The 16,867-nt window shown below is 64.3% G+C and carries 24 protein-coding genes and 1 pseudogene; 12 read left to right on the top strand and 13 right to left on the bottom strand.

Going from position 1 to position 16,867, the window contains the following annotated elements; all coding sequences use genetic code 11:
• Positions 1-128 precede the first annotated feature (128 nt).
• Both KUV26_RS14395 and KUV26_RS14390 read left to right on the top strand, forming a co-directional pair.
• Positions 129-812 carry an SGNH/GDSL hydrolase family protein gene (locus tag KUV26_RS14395; RefSeq protein WP_222508848.1) on the top strand — a complete coding sequence of 228 codons (684 nt, stop codon included), beginning with the start codon at positions 129-131 and terminating at the stop codon, positions 810-812.
• 109 nt (positions 813-921) lie between these two features.
• Complete coding sequence (locus KUV26_RS14390; RefSeq protein ID WP_222508847.1) at positions 922-1,314, top strand: META domain-containing protein; 393 nt, start codon at positions 922-924, stop codon at positions 1,312-1,314.
• Here KUV26_RS14390 and recO read toward each other — a convergent pair.
• From recO to era, 3 genes are all read right to left on the bottom strand, one after another.
• Positions 1,298-2,023 (bottom strand): DNA repair protein RecO, encoded by a 726-nt coding sequence (gene recO / locus KUV26_RS14385; protein ID WP_222504885.1) that lies wholly within the window; start codon positions 2,021-2,023, stop codon positions 1,298-1,300. The genes KUV26_RS14390 and recO overlap by 17 nt on opposite strands.
• A gap of 69 nt (positions 2,024-2,092) precedes the next feature.
• Positions 2,093-2,422, bottom strand: a complete 330-nt coding sequence (locus tag KUV26_RS14380; RefSeq protein WP_222508846.1) for a DUF1491 family protein — start codon at positions 2,420-2,422, stop codon at positions 2,093-2,095.
• Between the two features lie 88 nt (positions 2,423-2,510).
• Positions 2,511-3,416: a GTPase Era gene (gene era / locus KUV26_RS14375; RefSeq protein WP_222504883.1), complete on the bottom strand. Its 906-nt coding sequence runs from the start codon at positions 3,414-3,416 to the stop codon at positions 2,511-2,513.
• 201 nt (positions 3,417-3,617) lie between these two features.
• Between era and KUV26_RS23670 the strand changes: the two genes are divergently transcribed.
• The 4 genes and pseudogenes from KUV26_RS23670 to KUV26_RS23655 all read left to right on the top strand — a co-directional run bounded on the left by KUV26_RS23670 (position 3,618) and on the right by KUV26_RS23655 (position 4,861).
• Entirely contained in the window at positions 3,618-3,770 is a 153-nt protein-coding gene (locus tag KUV26_RS23670) for a hypothetical protein (protein ID WP_261399900.1), read from the top strand.
• Positions 3,771-3,823: 53 nt separating this feature from the next.
• Positions 3,824-4,002, top strand: a pseudogene (locus KUV26_RS23665) (multicopper oxidase domain-containing protein); the annotation flags it as partial.
• A 3-nt stretch (positions 4,003-4,005) separates the two neighbouring features.
• A complete protein-coding gene (locus tag KUV26_RS23660) occupies positions 4,006-4,143 on the top strand; it encodes a hypothetical protein (protein ID WP_261399899.1) in 138 nt (45 codons plus the stop codon).
• Positions 4,144-4,594: 451 nt separating this feature from the next.
• Positions 4,595-4,861, top strand: a complete 267-nt coding sequence (locus KUV26_RS23655; protein WP_261399898.1) for a multicopper oxidase domain-containing protein — start codon at positions 4,595-4,597, stop codon at positions 4,859-4,861.
• A 70-nt stretch (positions 4,862-4,931) separates the two neighbouring features.
• Here the strand turns inward: KUV26_RS23655 and rnc are convergent, their stop codons facing one another.
• The 9 genes from rnc to folK form a co-directional block, all read right to left on the bottom strand.
• On the bottom strand, positions 4,932-5,609 hold the full coding sequence (gene rnc, locus KUV26_RS14365) for a ribonuclease III (RefSeq protein WP_222504882.1): 678 nt from the start codon (positions 5,607-5,609) through the stop codon (positions 4,932-4,934).
• Positions 5,606-6,442: a signal peptidase I gene (gene lepB, locus KUV26_RS14360; RefSeq protein ID WP_222504881.1), complete on the bottom strand. Its 837-nt coding sequence runs from the start codon at positions 6,440-6,442 to the stop codon at positions 5,606-5,608. The genes rnc and lepB overlap by 4 nt, the downstream gene beginning before the upstream one ends.
• 58 nt (positions 6,443-6,500) lie before the next feature.
• Positions 6,501-6,932, bottom strand: a complete 432-nt coding sequence (gene acpS / locus KUV26_RS14355; RefSeq protein ID WP_222508845.1) for a holo-ACP synthase — start codon at positions 6,930-6,932, stop codon at positions 6,501-6,503.
• Complete coding sequence (locus KUV26_RS14350; RefSeq protein WP_222508844.1) at positions 6,929-7,348, bottom strand: ABZJ_00895 family protein; 420 nt, start codon at positions 7,346-7,348, stop codon at positions 6,929-6,931. Before KUV26_RS14350 ends, acpS begins: the two co-directional genes overlap by 4 nt.
• Complete coding sequence (locus KUV26_RS14345) at positions 7,348-8,100, bottom strand: pyridoxine 5'-phosphate synthase (protein WP_222508843.1); 753 nt, start codon at positions 8,098-8,100, stop codon at positions 7,348-7,350. The genes KUV26_RS14350 and KUV26_RS14345 overlap by 1 nt, the downstream gene beginning before the upstream one ends.
• Positions 8,101-8,206: 106 nt before the next feature.
• Positions 8,207-8,848: a DUF2062 domain-containing protein gene (locus tag KUV26_RS14340; protein WP_222504877.1), complete on the bottom strand. Its 642-nt coding sequence runs from the start codon at positions 8,846-8,848 to the stop codon at positions 8,207-8,209.
• A 55-nt stretch (positions 8,849-8,903) separates the two neighbouring features.
• Entirely contained in the window at positions 8,904-11,039 is a 2,136-nt protein-coding gene (locus KUV26_RS14335; RefSeq protein WP_222504876.1) for a RelA/SpoT family protein, read from the bottom strand.
• 36 nt (positions 11,040-11,075) lie between these two features.
• Complete coding sequence (rpoZ, locus tag KUV26_RS14330; protein WP_174147996.1) at positions 11,076-11,429, bottom strand: DNA-directed RNA polymerase subunit omega; 354 nt, start codon at positions 11,427-11,429, stop codon at positions 11,076-11,078.
• Between the two features lie 93 nt (positions 11,430-11,522).
• Positions 11,523-12,092 carry a 2-amino-4-hydroxy-6-hydroxymethyldihydropteridine diphosphokinase gene (gene folK / locus KUV26_RS14325; RefSeq protein WP_222508842.1) on the bottom strand — a complete coding sequence of 190 codons (570 nt, stop codon included), beginning with the start codon at positions 12,090-12,092 and terminating at the stop codon, positions 11,523-11,525.
• A gap of 137 nt (positions 12,093-12,229) precedes the next feature.
• On the opposite strand from folK, the gene KUV26_RS14320 reads away from it, so the two are divergent.
• The gene (locus KUV26_RS14320) at positions 12,230-12,799 is read left to right on the top strand and encodes an NYN domain-containing protein (protein ID WP_222504874.1); all 570 of its coding nucleotides are present in this window, start codon (positions 12,230-12,232) and stop codon (positions 12,797-12,799) included.
• Between the two features lie 65 nt (positions 12,800-12,864).
• On the opposite strand, the gene KUV26_RS14315 is transcribed toward KUV26_RS14320, so the two are convergent.
• Complete coding sequence (locus tag KUV26_RS14315; protein WP_222508841.1) at positions 12,865-13,335, bottom strand: c-type cytochrome; 471 nt, start codon at positions 13,333-13,335, stop codon at positions 12,865-12,867.
• Positions 13,336-13,475: 140 nt separating this feature from the next.
• Between KUV26_RS14315 and ispH the strand changes: the two genes are divergently transcribed.
• The 5 genes from ispH to KUV26_RS14290 all read left to right on the top strand — a co-directional run bounded on the left by ispH (position 13,476) and on the right by KUV26_RS14290 (position 16,861).
• Positions 13,476-14,426 carry a 4-hydroxy-3-methylbut-2-enyl diphosphate reductase gene (gene ispH / locus KUV26_RS14310; RefSeq protein WP_222504872.1) on the top strand — a complete coding sequence of 317 codons (951 nt, stop codon included), beginning with the start codon at positions 13,476-13,478 and terminating at the stop codon, positions 14,424-14,426.
• 101 nt (positions 14,427-14,527) lie between these two features.
• Positions 14,528-15,142 carry a LysE family translocator gene (locus KUV26_RS14305; protein ID WP_222508840.1) on the top strand — a complete coding sequence of 205 codons (615 nt, stop codon included), beginning with the start codon at positions 14,528-14,530 and terminating at the stop codon, positions 15,140-15,142.
• 22 nt (positions 15,143-15,164) lie between these two features.
• Positions 15,165-15,764: a class I SAM-dependent DNA methyltransferase gene (locus KUV26_RS14300; protein WP_222508839.1), complete on the top strand. Its 600-nt coding sequence runs from the start codon at positions 15,165-15,167 to the stop codon at positions 15,762-15,764.
• A complete protein-coding gene (gene rnhA / locus KUV26_RS14295; protein WP_174147991.1) occupies positions 15,757-16,221 on the top strand; it encodes a ribonuclease HI in 465 nt (154 codons plus the stop codon). Before KUV26_RS14300 ends, rnhA begins: the two co-directional genes overlap by 8 nt.
• A gap of 16 nt (positions 16,222-16,237) precedes the next feature.
• Entirely contained in the window at positions 16,238-16,861 is a 624-nt protein-coding gene (locus KUV26_RS14290; RefSeq protein ID WP_222504869.1) for a trimeric intracellular cation channel family protein, read from the top strand.
• The last annotated feature ends 6 nt before the right edge of the window (positions 16,862-16,867 follow it).

Here is a 16,867-nt window from a genome sequence, read left to right as displayed (position 1 = left end):
TTCGCGCCGGGCTTTTTTGTGCGGCTGCGCACTGCGGGCTCTGCGGCCGGACTGCAACCACGGCGCGGAATAAGTCTGTTTCCAATCCAGGTTATTCGATCCTTAACGATTCGTGGTTAACAAGGGGCATGACATTATTCCGCTGCCTTCTTCTGCCCGCCCTGCTATTGCTTTCCGCCTGCGGCGACACCGTGCCTGCAGGTCAATCCCCGCGCATTCTGGCGATGGGGGATTCACTTCTGGCCTGGCACAGCCTGGCGGGCAAATCGATATCGGACACGGTGGCGCGGGAGTTGCAGGAACCGGTGGTGGACCGCTCGGTTTCCGCCGCGCGGATCATCTATAAGCTGCCCATTTCCGGTGCCGCAGGGATGAACATCCGCAAACAGTACACCCCCGGCAAATGGGACTGGGTGATCGTCAACGGCGGTGGCAATGACCTGTGGCTGGGCTGCGGCTGCTTCGCCTGCAACCGCAAGATGGACAGGCTGATCTCCTCTGACGGGCGCACTGGCGCCATTCCCGGCATGCTGGCGGAGCTGCGCGCGACCGGTGCCCGGGTGATCTATGTCGGTTATCTGCGCAGCCCGGGCGTGGGATCGATGATCGAGCACTGCCGTGACGAGGGCAATGAGCTGGAAGCCCGCATCGACCGGCTGGCAGATATGGATGAGGGCATCTTCTTCCTGTCGAACAAGGACATGGTGCCCTACGGCGACCGGTCCTACCACGCGCTGGACATGATCCACCCGTCCGTCAAGGCCAGCAGCGAAATCGGCCGCAAGGTGGCCGAGATTATCCGCACGAACTGAGGGAGCCCCGGGCCGAACGCGCGGTTCTCCCGCCCGCTTGCGCCTGCGGCCTTGCGCTGACCGCTGCACCCCTTCAGTTTGGAATTAGAACCTGCCACCGGAGGTCTTGATGCTGCGTGCTGCCCTGATCACCTCCCTGCTGCTGCCAACCGCCTGCACCGGGGATGAGAGCCTGTCGGCCTACGGCGCCGCGGGCAAGGAGTGGAAGTTGCAGAGCATTGACGGTGCTGCCTTTGCCGCCGCTGCCACCCTGACCTTTCCGGAGCCGGGCAAGATCGCCGGGCGGGGACCTTGCAACAATTTCCTGGGCCGCCAGACCGCGCCCTATCCCTGGTTTGAAACCGGGCCGCTGGCGGTGACGCGCATGGCCTGCCCGGAACTGGAGGCTGAGGACGCATTCCTGAAGGCACTGCAGGAGATGACGCTGGCCGAAGTCTCAGGCGATGTGCTGATCCTGAGCAACGAAGCGGGCCGCGAGATGCTGTTCAAAGGCGGCGGCTGAGCAGATCCAGCAGCCGCCCCCGCGCCTCCGGCGGCGGGTGGTTGCCCAGCGATGGCGCCAGATGCGCCTCCAGGAAATAACCGGTTGTGCACAGGGCCTGCACGATTTCTGCGTCCCCCGCATCACCCTGCCCCAGCATCACCGGCGGCAGCGGCAGGAGGCGCTCCGCCCAGTCCCCGGCCCCTTCACGTGAAACAGCCCGGCCCGTTTTCGGCGATACATATGCCAGCGCGAAACGGCTGCCGGTCACGGCACAGGCGGAGAGGTCGAGACCAAAGCCCATCTCCTCCAACAGCGCCAGTTCCCAGCGCAGGTAGGCGAGCGGCCAAAGCTCTTCGTTGCCCAGCAGGTCCAGCAGCCGCTCGCTACGGGTGTAAAGGTCCGGATGCGGCTCGCGCTCGGGCAGGCAGAAGGACAGCAGCGCCGTAACCGTATTGAGCCCTGCCAGCGCCAGCCGCCCGGAGAGCGCTGCGGCGGCCCGGCTGCGCAGCGGTTCGGCCTGGTAGCTGCCGAGGTGGTCCTCCAGCCGCGCCCGCCAGGTCACGTCCAGCTGTGCGCCGGGCTGCAGGACGGGCGCCATCCGGCGGCCGGCCCCGCCGCGCACCACACCCGCGTGGCGGCCGTGCTCTTCGGTGAAGACATCGATGATAGCCGAGCTTTCGCCGTGGCGGCGCACTGAAAGCAATATGCCCTGATCACGCCATTCCAATGGCGGGCCTCCCTGTCCTGCGGTCCGCCCCACCAGAGCGCATTGCAGGACGGGCTGCAAGCGGCAGGGTCATTCCAGGCCGGGTTCGTCCAGCAGATGGCGTCCCTGCCGGTCTTCGACCTCGATCACCCAGAGATCCGGGTCGAAGTCGCGCTGGCGGCGGATGAAGGCATCGACCTCGGCCTCGGCCCCGGCGGCCAGCTCATCCCATTTGCGGGCGCCGCTCATCAGGTCATAGGTGCGGTGAAAGGCGCGGGCCTTGCCGTCAAGCGAGTTGAGCTTCACAAGCACCGCGCCCGCGGTGTCATCGCCATGAGAAGTGATGAAGGCCGGGATGTCCTGAAACCGCAGGCGGGCCAGGTAGGCGTCGATCCAGAACCGGGCGGTGAGGCGGGTCATGCCGCGCCCCTGCCTGTAACAGCGCCTGCTGTTAGTGCCGGAGCCTCCGGCGGGAGTATTTTCACAAAAGTGAACAGCATGGGGCTCTTCAGTTGCCGTCCTTGAAGTCGAGGCCCATTTCCGAGTAGCGCTCGGCCTCTTCCAGCCAGTTCGGGCGCACCTTCACCTGCAGGAAAAGGTGCACCTTGCGGCCCAGGAATTCCTCCAGCTCGGTGCGCGCGGCCTGGGAGACGGACTTGATGGTCTCGCCGCGCTTGCCCAGAACGATGCCCTTATGGCCGTCGCGGACCACGTAGATGATCTGGTCGACCCGGGCGGAGCCGTCCTTGCGCTCTTCCCATTTCTCGGTCTCGACGGTCAGCTGGTAGGGCAGCTCCTGGTGCAGGCGCAGGGTCAGCTTTTCGCGGGTCATTTCCGCCGCGATCATCCGCATCGGCAGATCGGCGATCTGGTCCTCGGGGTAGAGCCAGGGGCTTTCCGGCAGCTTGCCCGCCAGCCACTGGCGCAGGTCGTCGACGCCATGGCCGCGCTCTGCCGAGATCATGAAGGTTTCGGCAAATGTGTAGCGGCTGTTCAAGTCCTGGGTGAGGCCCAGCAGTTTCTCGGCCGGCACCTTGTCGATCTTGTTGATCGCGAGCGCCACGGTGCGGCCCTCGCCGATTTCCGCCAGACCTTCCAGGATGGTCTCGACACCTTCGGTGATGCCGCGGTGGGCCTCGACCATCAGCACGACAACATCAGCGTCGGCAGCGCCGCCCCAGGCGGCGGCCACCATCGCCCGGTCCAGGCGGCGGCGGGGCTTGAACAGGCCGGGGGTGTCAACAAACACCAGCTGCGCGTCGCCCTCCATCGCCACGCCGCGGATGCGGGCGCGGGTGGTCTGCACCTTGTGGGTCACGATCGAGACCTTGGCCCCGACCATGCGGTTCAGAAGGGTCGATTTGCCCGCGTTGGGCTCTCCGATCAGGGCAACGAATCCGGCGCGTGTTGTCATCTCAACTGGTCCTGTTTGCAGATCAGTGCCTCTACAGGAATTTACCCACAGGGGCCAGAGGCGTTTTTTTCGGGCATGTGCCACCATTCCGCAAGCTTGCCCTATGTCAACGACCTGTGGCAGACCCGGTGCAAGAACCGCGGCGCCGAGCCAATCTGACAGCCAGGCCTTTCTTTGAGAGCACAACAGGAGGCATGCCTGATGAACCGCCGTGATATTCTGCTGGGAACTGCTGCATCTGCCGGGGCGCTTGGCGCAGGCGGCTGGGGCTCGGCAAGTGCCGCCCGGGCGCAGCGGTTGACCATTCAGCCTGCCAGCTTTGCCTTTCGTGACACTCCGACCCGGGGCTGGTGAGCCTGTCGCCGGATGCGCTGCCGCCGGTTCTGTTGGGCACTCAGGGCAAGCCCATGCACTTGCGGGCAGAGAATGGCACCGAAGATTATACCGCGATGCATTGGCACGGGCTGCGGATTGCCAATGCGATGGACGGGGTACCCTATCTGACCCAGATGCCGATCGCAGGCGGCGAAAGCTTTGACTACACGTTCCCCCTCCGGATGCCGGCACCTTTTGGTATCACCCGCACTGCATGACCATGGCGCAGATGGTGCATGAGCTGACCGGGGTGATGGTGATCCGGGAGGCGGAGAATCCAGGGTTCGACGGCGACCAGGCGGTCAACTTGCGGGATTTCCGGCTGAATGATGACGGCACCTTCCTGCCCTAATATACCGCGCGGAGCGCGGCCCTCGGCGGAACGCATTGCAATGTGCTGACCGCGAACTGGCTGCAGGCGCCGGTTTATGATCCCCCTGCGGGCGGCTTGTTTCGGCTGCGGATGGTGAACACCGACACCTCGCGGATCTACAAGCTGCACCTGAGTACGGATCAGGCGCGGATCATTGCCTGGGACGGGCATCCGGTGGAGTTGGAGCTGCCCCTGCTCTCCGCTGGGGTGCCTTTGCTGGTGGGCCCCGGCCAGAGGGTGGATTTCGCGGTGCGGATGCCTGCGGGCGAGGAGCAAACAGCGGATCTGCTGGCAGAGCTTCCGGGCCAGCCAACCCGCACAATGGAACCACTGCGCTCCGTTGGGGCGGACTTGGCGCGGGATTTGCGGGAGCTGAAGCCGCTGCCTACTAATCCGGTTTCCCGGCCTGATTTGGCAAACGCCGAGGTGCATGACTTCGTCTTGGGCTGGACCCCTGAGGGCGGGCGACGCGGCCAGCGGCACTGGGCCGCTGGTCACGCTGGAGCGCGGCAAGAGCAATGTGCTGCGGCTCAGGAATGAAACGCCGAACCTGCATCCGATCCACCTGCACGGGCTGGCATTTGTTCCGATCCGCTCCAACCTGCGCAAGCTGCCGCCGCTGGTGACGGATACCATGCTGCTTTTGAAGGATGAGGTGGCCGAGATTGCCCTGGTCGCTGACAACCTGGGCGACTGAGCGGTCCACTGCCATGTGATCGAGCACCAGAAGACCGGGCTTGCCGGTTTTATCCGGGTGGTCTGACGGGTCAGCCGAGCTGTTCCAGCAGCGCCTTGGCGGCGGCCTGTTCGGCCTGTCGCTTGGAGCCTGCGGTGGCCTGCGCCTCGGAGCCGTCCTGCAGCCGCGCGGCGATGGTGAAGACCGGCGCGTGGTCCGGACCGCTGCGGGAGACCTCGACATAGGACGGCGGTTTCTGCCCGCGGGCCTGCGCCCATTCCTGCAGGGAGGTCTTGGCGTCGCGCGCGTCGGTTTCCACCTGGTGGATACGGCTGCCCCACAGGCGCAGGATCACATCCGCCGCGGCGTCAAAGCCCGCGTCCTTGTAGACGGCCGCAATCACCGCTTCCATCGCGTCGCCGAGAAGCGCCTGCTTGCGGCGGCCGCCCGACATCATTTCGGAACGGCCCAGCTTCAGCACCGCGCCGAGGTCAATCTCCTTGGCGACATCGGCGCAGGCCTCCTTGCGCACCAGCGCGTTGAAACGCGGCGCCAGCTGGCCCTCGGTGGCGGTCTTGTCATGCTCCAGCAGCGCGGTGGCCATCACCAGCCCCAGCACCCGGTCGCCCAGGAACTCCAGCCGCTGGTTATCCTTGCGCGTGGAGGACGACACGGAGGCATGGGTCACGGCGCGCTGCAGCAGGTCGGGGCGGGCGAATCTATGCCCGATCCGTTCCTCGAACGCGCGCAATTCCTTTGACAGCTTCACTGGATCCCCTTGAAGAAACGGTCGCCGCGCCAGGTCCAGAAATAGAGCATGGAGCGCCCGGCGGAGGAGAACATGATCCGGTCGGCGCGGCCGATCAGGTTTTCATACGGCACGAAACCAACCCCGCCTGCGGTCTGCGGCAGGCGGCTGTCCGAGGAGTTGTCGCGGTTGTCGCCCATGAAGAAGTAGTGGCCTTCGGGCACATGGTAGACGCGGGTGTGGTCGACGCCCTGATTGGTGATGTTGAGCACAACGTGCTCGGTGCCGCCCGGCAGGGTTTCAATCTGGCGCGACTTCTTGCAGATGGCCCCTTGGCCCACCGGCGCGTTCTCGCAGCGCGGCATGGAGCCTTGCGGCCCCTGGCGTTCCATCACTTCCTCGAACTCGCCCGCGTCCTGCAGCTTGACCGGCTCACCGTTGATGAACAGCACGCCGTTCTTCATCTGGATCTTGTCGCCCGGCAGGCCGACCAGACGCTTGATAAAGTCACTGCCGTTCACGGGGTGGCGGAACACCGCCACGTCGCCGCGCTCAGGCTCGCTGCCGATCAGACGGGTGTTGTCGCCGTCCAGAAAGCCGCAGATCTTCTTGGCGTCGATGTTCACGCCGATCGCCGGGAAGCGGATGCTGGGGCAGGACGCATAGGAATAGCCGTAGGCCATCTTGTTCACGAACAGGAAATCCCCGATCAGCAGGGTCTCTTTCATCGATCCGGACGGAATCCAGAAGGGCTGGAAGAACAGGGTGCGGAAGACACCGGCGATCAGCAGCGCGTAGACGACCGTCTTGATCGTCTCGATGATCGAACTGCTGGTCTTTGCTTTGGCCGTCATCAGGCTCTCCGGTTTGGAAACAGGGTCCGGGGCTACATGCGGGCCTGAAGGGGGCAAGTCAAGTTCCGGCGGGTAAATCCGCCGGGTTCGCCGCCACGGGACGCGCCTCGATCAGCACAAAGGCCTGCGCCCAGGGGTGGTCGTCGGTGAGAGTGACATGAATCACCGCTTCGTGTCCGGGCGGGGTCATCTTGCGCAGCCGCTCGGCGGCCCAGCCGGTCACATGCATCACCGGCTGGCCGGTGCGCAGGTTGGAAACCGCCATGTCCTTCCAGGCGATGCCCATGCGCAGGCCGGTGCCCAGCGCCTTGGAGCAGGCTTCCTTGGCGGCCCAGCGCTTGGCATAGGTGCCGGCCGCATCACGGCGGTGTTCGGCCTTGCGCTGCTCCACCTCGGTGAACACCCGGTTGCGGAAGCGGTCGCCGAAGCGGTCCAGCGTGCGCTGGATTCGCTCGATATTGGCGAGATCGGTTCCGATGCCCAGGATCATTCTTCCAGCCGCTTCAGCCCCAGTTTGATGCCATGGCCGAGAAACAGCCGGTTGACCATGAGGATGACCGACAGCAGCAGAAGGAAAATCCCGGCGAGGTAGACAAAGGGAATTGTCTGCCGCGCTTCGATCACCATCGGGCTGTTCCAGTAAAACGGCAGCTGGATGACGGTCAGCACCGCCACCACCCCGGTCATGGCCGCTGCACATGTCCAGGCGTCCCTGCCGGGCAAGGGCGCGCGGGTAACTTGGGCAATCCGCATGCCTTCCGCAACAGATGCGACCATTGGCGGCAGCACCGTGGCGAGACCGGCCGGCATGCCCAGACCGAACTGCGCCAGCAGGAGACCAGCCAACAGCATTGCGACGGAGGCACCCATCCACCAGAGAGCGTACCGGATCAGATTGACCTGCATCACTCGTGCCCCCGTGCCGCGTCCATCAGGCGGCGCATTTCGTGCACTGCAGGGGTCAGGCCGCGGAAGATCGCCTCCCCGATCAGGAAATGACCGATGTTGAGCTCCTTCACCTCCGGGAAGGCCGCGACCGGCTGCACGGTGTCATAGGTCAGGCCGTGGCCCGCATGCACCTCCAGCCCCAATGTATGGGCATAGGCGGACATTTCCCGCAGCGCCTCCAGCTCGCGGTCGCGCTCCGCAAACTTGCCCTCAGCGTGATAATCGCAATAGGCACCGGTATGCAGCTCGATCACCTCGGCTCCGATACGGTGGGCGGCGTCGATTTGCTTCCTGTCGGCGGCGATGAAGATCGACACCCGGCAGCCCGAATCCCGCAGCGGCGCGATGAAATGGGCCAGGCGGTTCTCCTCGCGCGCCACTTCCAGCCCGCCCTCGGTGGTGCGCTCCTCGCGTTTTTCCGGCACGATGCAGACCGCATGCGGCTTGTGGCGCAGGGCAATTTTCTGCATTTCCGCCGTCGCCGCCATCTCGAAATTGAGCGGCACGTTCAGCGCCTCCATCAGCGCGTCGATGTCCCCGTCGGTGATATGACGGCGGTCTTCGCGCAAGTGGGCGGTAATGCCGTCGGCGCCCGCCTCCTCTGCGAGTTTTGCTGCCCGGACCGGATCCGGATAGGCGCCGCCGCGGGCGTTACGCACAGTGGCCACGTGGTCGATATTCACGCCCAGGCGCAATTGGTGGTCTGTCATGAGAGGTATCTCATCCGTCTGAAGTCAAAGGCTTGGCACAAAGACTAGACAGACCGCGGGCAAGAGCAAGCCTGCTGGAAATAATGGTACAATCCCGCAGCCCGGCTCAGGCACCGGTATCGACCTCAGCGCGCTTCTTGATCGCTTCGAACTTAGCCTTGATTTTGGCCCGGCGGCGCTGCTGGTAGACCCGGATCACCGGCAGGCTGAGCACATAGCAGACCGTGGCAGCAATGATGCCCGGAATTATGCCGCCGATCATGTAGGGATAGAACACCTCGTTATAGAACAGGTGCAACCCCTGCCAGTCGGCGGGACGGTCCATGAACAGGGCAATCAGGTTGTTCTTCAGATCGCCGCCGGCGGCCAGAAACTTGCCCACCAGGGACTTGTCGACCTCCTGGTCGAACTCTGTACCCAACAGCCAGTGCCCGGTTTGCAGGGACGCCACGCCGATCGGCACATAGGTCAGCGGGTTGCCGAAGAAGGTGGCGCTGAGCGAGGCCAGAATATTGCCGTTCATCATCCGCGCGATGAGCGCCGCGACAAAAAAGTGAAGCCCGTAAAACGGTGTGAAAGTGGTGAACACCCCGGCCCAGATGCCGCGGGCGATGCGTTCAGGCGAATCGGGCAGGCGCCGGACCCGGTGCTTCACATACAGGAACGCCCGCCCCCAGCCGCCGCGCGGCCAGAGAAAATCCGCCAGCGCCCGGAGGGGCGGACGTCTGTCCCGGCGCCTGAATACCAAAGCTGTCCGTCCTTCCCAGTTCCCGGCCCAGTTCCCGGCTCAGAGTTTCAGCGGCCTATCCCGGAAAGTGGCGCTCTTCCGGCCGCTCCCGGAACCGCGCCACCGCGGCAACATCGCTTTCCGCCTCGAGTGTCAGCATCAGCGAGTGCAGCTGCTCCACATCCCGCAGCTCCACATTGATCATAAGCCGGTAAAAGTCTGGTTTCCTGTCCACAAATTCCAGATCGGAGATATTTGCCTTTTTCTCGCCGATCAATGTGCAAATCCGCCCCAGAACGCCGGCATCATTGCCGATGGTCAGCTCCAGCGTGGTGCCATACACAGCCGGATGGGTGCCGCTATGCCAGTGCACGTCCATCCAGCGTTCCGGCTGATCCTCGAACTCGCCCAGCTTGTCGCAATCGGCGGCATGCACCACCACCCCGCGGCCGCGGTAGGTGATGCCGATGATGCGCTCGCCCGGCAGCGGCTGGCAGCAGGTTGCACGCTCAAAGCTCTGCCCCGGCTCCAGGCCGATCACCGCGCGGCGCGGCGAGATCTCATCGCCGTCGCCGGTGGTGGTCAGTTCCGGATAGACCGACTGCACCACGTCATGGGCAGTGATTTCTGCCGCGCCCAGCCGCGCCAGCAGCTCATTCACTCCGCTGGCGCGCAGCGCGCGGGCGGCCGTTTCCAATGCCTTGTCGGTGGCCTTCTTGCCGACGTGCTCGAACGCCGAGCGCGCCAGCTCATGGCCCAGTTTCACAAACCGCGCCCGGTCGGCCTCACGCAGGGCACGGCGGATTGCGGTGCGGGCCTTGCCGGTGGTGGCGATCTCCAGCCAGCTGACCTGCGGGGTCTGGCCTTCGGCGGTGATCACGTCCACCGACTGGCCATTCCGGAGCCGGGTCCACAGCGGCACCCGGATGCCGTCCACCTTGGCGCCGACGCAGGCATGGCCGATGCGGGTGTGGATGGCATAGGCAAAGTCGATCGGCGTCGCGCCCTTGGGCAGCTTGATCACGTCGCCCTTGGGGGTGAAGCAGAACACCTGGTCGGAATACATCTCGAGCTTCACAGCCTCGAGGAATTCGTCGTGGTCGTCCTCGGCATCGAATTGCTCGGTCAGCGAGGCAATCCACTTGGCCGGGTCAACGGCAAAGGGGTTTTCGGTGCGCACGCCATCGCGGTAGGACCAATGCGCCGCCACGCCTGTCTCTGCCACATCATGCATCTGCCGGGTGCGGATCTGCACCTCCACCCGCTTGCCGTCGCGGCCCGACACGGTGGTATGGATCGACCGGTAGCCGTTGGATTTCGGCTGGCTGATATAGTCCTTGAACCGGCCCGGCACCGCCCGCCAGCGCTGGTGAATGGCGCCCAGCGCCCGGTAGGCGTCTTCTTCCGACAAGGTGATCACCCGGAAGCCGTAAATGTCGGACAGCCGCGAGAAGCCCTGGTCCTTGGCCTGCATCTTGCGCCAGATCGAATAGGGCTTCTTGGCACGGCCGAAGACCTCGGCCTCGATGCCCGCCTTCTCCAGCTCCAGCCGCATGTCGCCGGTGATCCGGTGGATCACGTCGCCGGTTTCCCGCTGCAGGGTCACAAAGCGGCGGATGATCGACTGGCGCCCTTCGGGATTGAGCACGCGGAAGGCCAGATCCTCCAGCTCCTCGCGCATCCACTGCATGCCCATGCGGCCCGCCAGCGGCGCGTAGATGTCCATCGTCTCGCGCGCCTTCTGGGCCTGTTTCTCGGGCCGCATCGCCTTGATGGTCCGCATGTTGTGCAGACGGTCGGCGAGCTTCACCAGAATCACCCGCAGATCCTTGGACATTGCCATGAACAGCTTGCGGAAGTTTTCCGCCTGCTTGGTCTCGCGGCTGCTGAGCTGCAGGTTGGTCAGCTTGGTGACGCCGTCGACCAGCATAGCCACCTCATCGCCGAAACGGCGGGCGACCTCTTCATAGTTCGCCTTGGTGTCTTCGATGGTGTCGTGCAGCAGCGCGGTGATGATGGTTGCATCATCCAAGCGCTGCTCGGTCAGGATGGCGGCCACCGCCACCGGATGCGTGAAATAGGGTTCGCCCGAATGCCGGAACTGGCCCTCGTGCATCTGCTCGCCGAAAGCATAGGCCTCGGCGATCCTGTCCGCGTTGGTTTTGGGATTGTAGTTGCGGACCAGAGCAATCAGGTCGTCAGGGGAAATCATGTCCGGTCCGCAGCCTCAAATGTCCAGACGCGCGCCTCAGCCCTGGCCCTGGGCCTCCATCAGCGCGCGCAGCAGTTTCTCTTCCGACATGTCGTCGTCGGCGGGTTTGTCGTTGTCCGCGCCCATCAGGAGAGCCATGGAATCCTCTTCCGGCTCATCGACCTCGATCTGGGTCTGGTTGCTCTCGATCAGGCGCTCGCGCAGCTCGTCGGCGCTCTGGGTCTCTTCAGCGATCTCGCGCAGGGACACGACCGGATTCTTGTCGTTGTCGCGCTCGACGGTGATCGGGGCGCCGGCCGAAATCTCGCGGGCACGGTGCGCAGCCAGCATCACCAGCTCAAAGCGGTTAGGCACTTTATCGACGCAATCTTCAACCGTCACGCGGGCCATCAGCGACTCTCCATTTCATTCCTGGTCCAGAAGGCAGACATTTACGCCCATATCTTTCTCTTGACAAGGGCGGAAAACAACGCATTGCGCGGCTCAGAGCGGGGTCACCCCGGCCACATCCTGCGGCGGCAGGTCCGCCAGCATCTCGGTCACGGATTTCCGCAGCACCGGGTGGCGCCAGCGCGGTGCGATATCTGCCAGCGGCACCAGCACAAAGGCGCGGTCCTGAATGCGCGGATGCGGCAGGATCAATTGCCCTGGCGCTTCCTGCATCTGGCTCACCAGAGGGAGGCCCTGCCAGCGGGCATATCCGGCCTCGTCCGGAAGCACCGCGCCGTCATAGTCCACCAGATCCAGATCCAGCGTCCGCATCCCCCAGCGCTGCTCGCGCACCCGGGAAAACTGCGCTTCGATGTCGTGGAGCCGTGCAAGCAGGCCGCCGGGGGACAGGCTCGTTTCTACCGCCGCAGCAGCGTTCACGTAGTCCGGCCCCGCCCCCGCAGGGAAGCAGGGGGTCTGAAAGAACCGGGACACGCTGCGCAGTGAAGTCTCCTCCGACCGGAGCGCGCGGATGGCATTGGACAGGGTCATTTGCGGCGTATCAGCGCCGGCAGGCAGATTGCCGCCGAGCGCAATCAGCGCCAATTTACGGTTTGCGGCCATCTTTGACCCTATTCAAACGGACAGTCTACTTGCGGCAAATGACAAATAACTTACATTAAGTCTACCCGTTTCGCCGATTTCAAGCATTCACTCACGGAACCCCCGGCCGAGGCGGATATACCGGAAGGAAAAATTTGATGTTTTACAAGGACGAACGGCTCGCGCTGTTCATAGACGGATCAAATCTATACGCCGCGGCCAAGGCGCTTGGATTTGATATCGACTACAAGCTTCTGCGGCAGGAATTCATGCGCCGCGGCAAGCTTCTGCGGGCCTTTTATTACACCGCCCTGCTGGAGAATGACGAGTACTCTCCGATCCGGCCGCTTGTCGACTGGCTGCATTACAACGGCTTCACCATGGTCACCAAACCGGCCAAGGAATACACCGACAGCATGGGCCGCCGTAAGGTCAAGGGCAACATGGACATCGAGCTGACGGTCGACGCCATGGAGCTGGCGCCGCGGGTGGACCATATCGTGCTGTTCTCGGGCGATGGGGACTTCCGCCCGCTGATTGCCAGCCTGCAGCGCCAGGGCGTACGGGTTTCGGTGGTTTCGACCATCCGCAGCCAGCCGCCGATGATCTCTGACGATTTGCGCCGCCAAGCCGACAATTTCATCGAGCTGGAAGAGCTGCGCGACGTGATCGGCCGCCCGCCGCGTGAACAAAACGAACCGCGTTCCGCCACAGCCGCCCAGGGCTGATCCCGGACCGCATTGCCAAAAACCGGAACAGGGGCCTGATGGGGCGCCCCCTGTTCCGGCGAAACTCAGTCGCGCGCGTGACCGCCCTGGCCATTGATCCTGTTGTGGCGCGCGATGATCTGTGCGGGCCAGCGGCTTTTGATATAGGCAAGCGCCTCCCGCATTTCCTGTTCGCTCAGCACTCCGCTGAAACCGGCCATCCGGCTTTGGTACCCGTTGCCGGCAACGGCTGCGACACCCGCTCTGACAACCTCCAGCAATTGCGTGTCAGGATGGTGCCAGGTATGACCCGTCCCGTCCAAAGGCGGCGCCGGCAGATACCCCTCGCTGTCGCGGATTTGCCAGTCCGGCTCCCCCTGCAGATCGCTGCCGTGGCAGCTGGCGCAATGGCCCTGGTAGACCGCCCTGCCCGCTTCCACAGCGTCCGGCTTGTCATAGGGCAGGATATCCCCTGCCTGCCCCTGTGCAGCTGCAAACCCTGCCGCAGCACTGCACGCCAGCACCAAAGCCGCAGCCCTTGAGTTTCCCCGCGTCAAATCTGCCTCCCGTGCTGATGGGCCTTGAAACTAGCTGCAGCCTTCCGGCGCTGGAAGCCCCTATCACATCCGTGTGAGGCGTTTGCGGCACTGGACCTCGCCGCCTGAAGCGCTTACCTCTGGCGCGCAAGGAGACGCCCATGACCAAGCCAGCCCTGACTCTCTACCTCGCCGCGCCGCGCGGATTTTGCGCGGGCGTGGACCGCGCCATCAAGATCGTCGAGATGGCGATCGGCAAATGGGGGGCGCCGGTCTATGTGCGCCATGAGATCGTGCACAACAAATTCGTGGTTGATTCCCTGCGCGAAAAAGGCGCTGTGTTTGTCGAGGAGCTGGACGAATGCCCCGATGACCGGCCGGTAATTTTCTCCGCGCACGGGGTGCCGAAATCGGTGCCCGCCGCCGCTGAAGCGCGCGAGATGATCTATGTGGACGCCACCTGCCCGCTGGTCTCCAAGGTGCATATCGAGGCGCAGCGCCACGCCGAGGCCGGGCTGCAAATGATCATGATCGGCCACAAGGGCCATCCGGAGACCATCGGCACCATGGGCCAGCTGCCCGAAGGCGAGGTGCTGCTGGTGGAAACCGCGGCGGACGTGGCTACGGTCGAGGTGCGCGACCCGGACCGGCTTGCCTATGTCACCCAGACTACCCTGTCGGTGGATGACACCAAGGGTATCGTTGCGGCGCTGGAAGAGCGCTTCCCCAACATCATCGGACCGCACAAGGAAGACATTTGCTATGCCACCACCAACCGCCAGGAGGCGGTGAAATCGGTGGCTCCCAAGGCCGATGCCCTCTTGGTGGTCGGCGCTCCGAACTCCTCGAACTCCCGCCGCCTGGTCGAGGTCGGGGCCAAGAACGGCTGCGATTACGCCCAGCTGGTGCAGCGCGCCGAAAACATCGACTGGCGCGCGCTGGATGGCATCCGCTCCGTGGCCATCACTGCCGGCGCCTCCGCCCCGGAACTGCTGGTCAACGAGGTGATCGACGCGTTCCGCGAGCGCTATGACGTCACGGTCGAAGTGGTGGAAACCGCCGTCGAGACCGTCGAGTTCAAAGTGCCGCGCGTGTTGCGGCAGCCTGCATGAGCGCACAGGCCTGAGTGCAATCCGGGCCTCAGAAAATGCACCTGCTTCGGGCTAACCGTGTTACGCATTAGTCCCCGGGCATTATTTCTGGAGCCATATTGATGATCACGCTGCACTTTCTGATAACCGCCTTTGTTGTCGTCCTCGCGCCGGGCACGGGTGTCATCTACACGCTGGCGCTTGGCCTCGGCCAAGGCTGGCGCGCTTCCATCTGGGCCGCAATCGGTTGCACCTTTGGCATTGTTCCGCATCTGGCCGCTGCCACGCTGGGGCTGGCGGCGGTGCTGCACAGCTCCGCCCTGCTGTTCCAGATCGTCAAGGCCGCGGGTGTTGCCTATCTCCTGTACCTCGCCTGGCAGGCGCTGCGCAGCGGCGGCGTGCTGGCAGTGGATTCGAAACGCACCAGCCAGCCCGGCTGGAAAATCGCCTGGCGCGGGGCGCTGATCAATATCCTGAACCCCAAGCTGTCGGTGTTCTTCCTGGCGCTGCTGCCGCCGTTCCTGAGCGGCAATCCCGCCAGCGCCACGCTGGAGATGTCCGTTCTGGGGCTGGTGTTCATGGCGATGACCTTTGCCATTTTCGTGCTTTACGGGCTGTTTGCCGCCCAGGCCCGCACTTACCTCTTGAACAGCGAGCGGGTGCTGAAGTGGCTGAACCGCGGCTTTGCGACCGTCTTTGCGGGCCTTGCCGCCCGGCTGGCCATGGAACGCGCCTGACCCTGTCCTGAGGGAAGCCCAGATGAGCGATGACAGAACCATCAGCGTCTACGACGACCGTGCCGCGGACTACGCCGAGTGCTTTACGGGCCGCGGGGATGAAGGCGAAGAAGCTGATTATCTCGCTTTCACCGCCCGGCTCCCCGAGGACGGCACGGTGCTGGACCTAGGCTGCGGCCCCGGCCATTGGGCAGCGCGGTTCCGGGATGCGGGCTACCGGGTGGCGGCGCTGGACGCCTCGCCGGAAATGGCGGAAGCCGCCCGCGCCGCCTATGGGGTCGAAGTTACGGTCGCAGGGTTTGAGGCCTTGGACGCAGAGGCGGTATTTGACGGCATCTGGGCTTATTTCAGCCTGCTGCATGTGCCGAAAGCTGAACTGCCCATTCACCTGACCGCCACGCACCGGGCATTGACGGCTGGCGGCACGCTGTGCCTGGCGATGAAGCTGGGCGAGGGCGAAGGCCGCGATGAACTGGGCAGATTCTATGCCTATTACAGCGAAGACGAACTGCGCGAAAAACTCGAAACCGCCGGCTTCACCATCCTTGGCAACCGCCGCTGCGAGGGCAAAGGACTGGCTGGCACTACCCAAGAGTTCGTAGTACTGACGGCGCATGCCTGAATTATTTGCTTATACCGATGGCGCCTGCTCTGGAAACCCCGGCCCCGGCGGCTGGGGCGTTCTGCTGCGCGCCATGGACGGTGACACCATCGTCAAAGAAAAAGAACTGAGCGGCGGCGAGGCTGAGACCACCAACAACCGGATGGAACTGCTGGCCGCGATCAACGCGCTGGAGAGCCTGGCGCGGCCGTCCACCATCACCGTGGTCACCGACTCGGCCTATGTGAAGAACGGCGTCACCGGCTGGATCTTCGGCTGGAAGAAGAACGGCTGGAAAACGTCCAGCAAGAAGCCGGTGAAGAATGTCGAGCTGTGGCAGCGCCTGGACGAAGCGCAAGCCCGCCACAAGGTGACCTGGGAATGGGTAAAGGGCCACGCAGGCCACCCCGAAAACGAACGCGCCGATGAGCTGGCACGCGCAGGCATGGCCCCCTTCAAGAAGAAGAAAAGCGCCTGATGCGCGAGGCCTATACATGAGCTTTCTGACCCTGCTCGATTACGCCTCGGTGCTTGTCTTTGCCCTGACCGGGGCGCTGGTCGCCAGCCGGGCGCAGCTCGACATTGTCGGCTTTGCCTTCGTCGCCTGCCTGACGGCGGTCGGCGGCGGCACGGTCCGGGATCTGCTGCTGAACCGTGATCCGGTGTTCTGGGTCGGTGACCCCAACTACATCCTGCTGGCAGCGGGCGCCGCTGTGGCGGTGTTCTTTACCGCGCATCTGGTGGAAAGCCGGATGCGCTGGGTGATCTGGCTGGACAGTTTTGCCCTGGCGGTCGCCGTGCCCGCCGGCACCGGCGCCGCAATTGCACTGGGAAAAGAGCCTGTGATCGTGGTGCTGATGGGCATGGCCACCGGCTCGCTGGGCGGGCTGATGCGCGATGTGGTCTGCAACGAGGTGCCGCTGGTCCTGAAACAGGGCGAGCTTTACATCACCTGCGCCATGGCCGGCGCAATCACCGCTGTGCTGGCAATCTGGGCCGGGCTGGAGCTGCGGTTTGCCTTGCTTGCCTGCGCCGGCGTCTGCTGGACCCTGCGCGCGGGCTCGATCACCTTCGGATGGCACCTACCCGTCTACAAAAGCCGCCCGCCACGCAGCTAGTTGCGG

This window comes from Leisingera daeponensis (genome assembly GCF_019801465.1).
Lineage (GTDB): Bacteria > Pseudomonadota > Alphaproteobacteria > Rhodobacterales > Rhodobacteraceae > Leisingera > Leisingera daeponensis_A.
The sequence above is the reverse complement of the archived record's forward strand: the minus strand, read 5'-3'. Positions and strand labels throughout refer to the sequence as shown.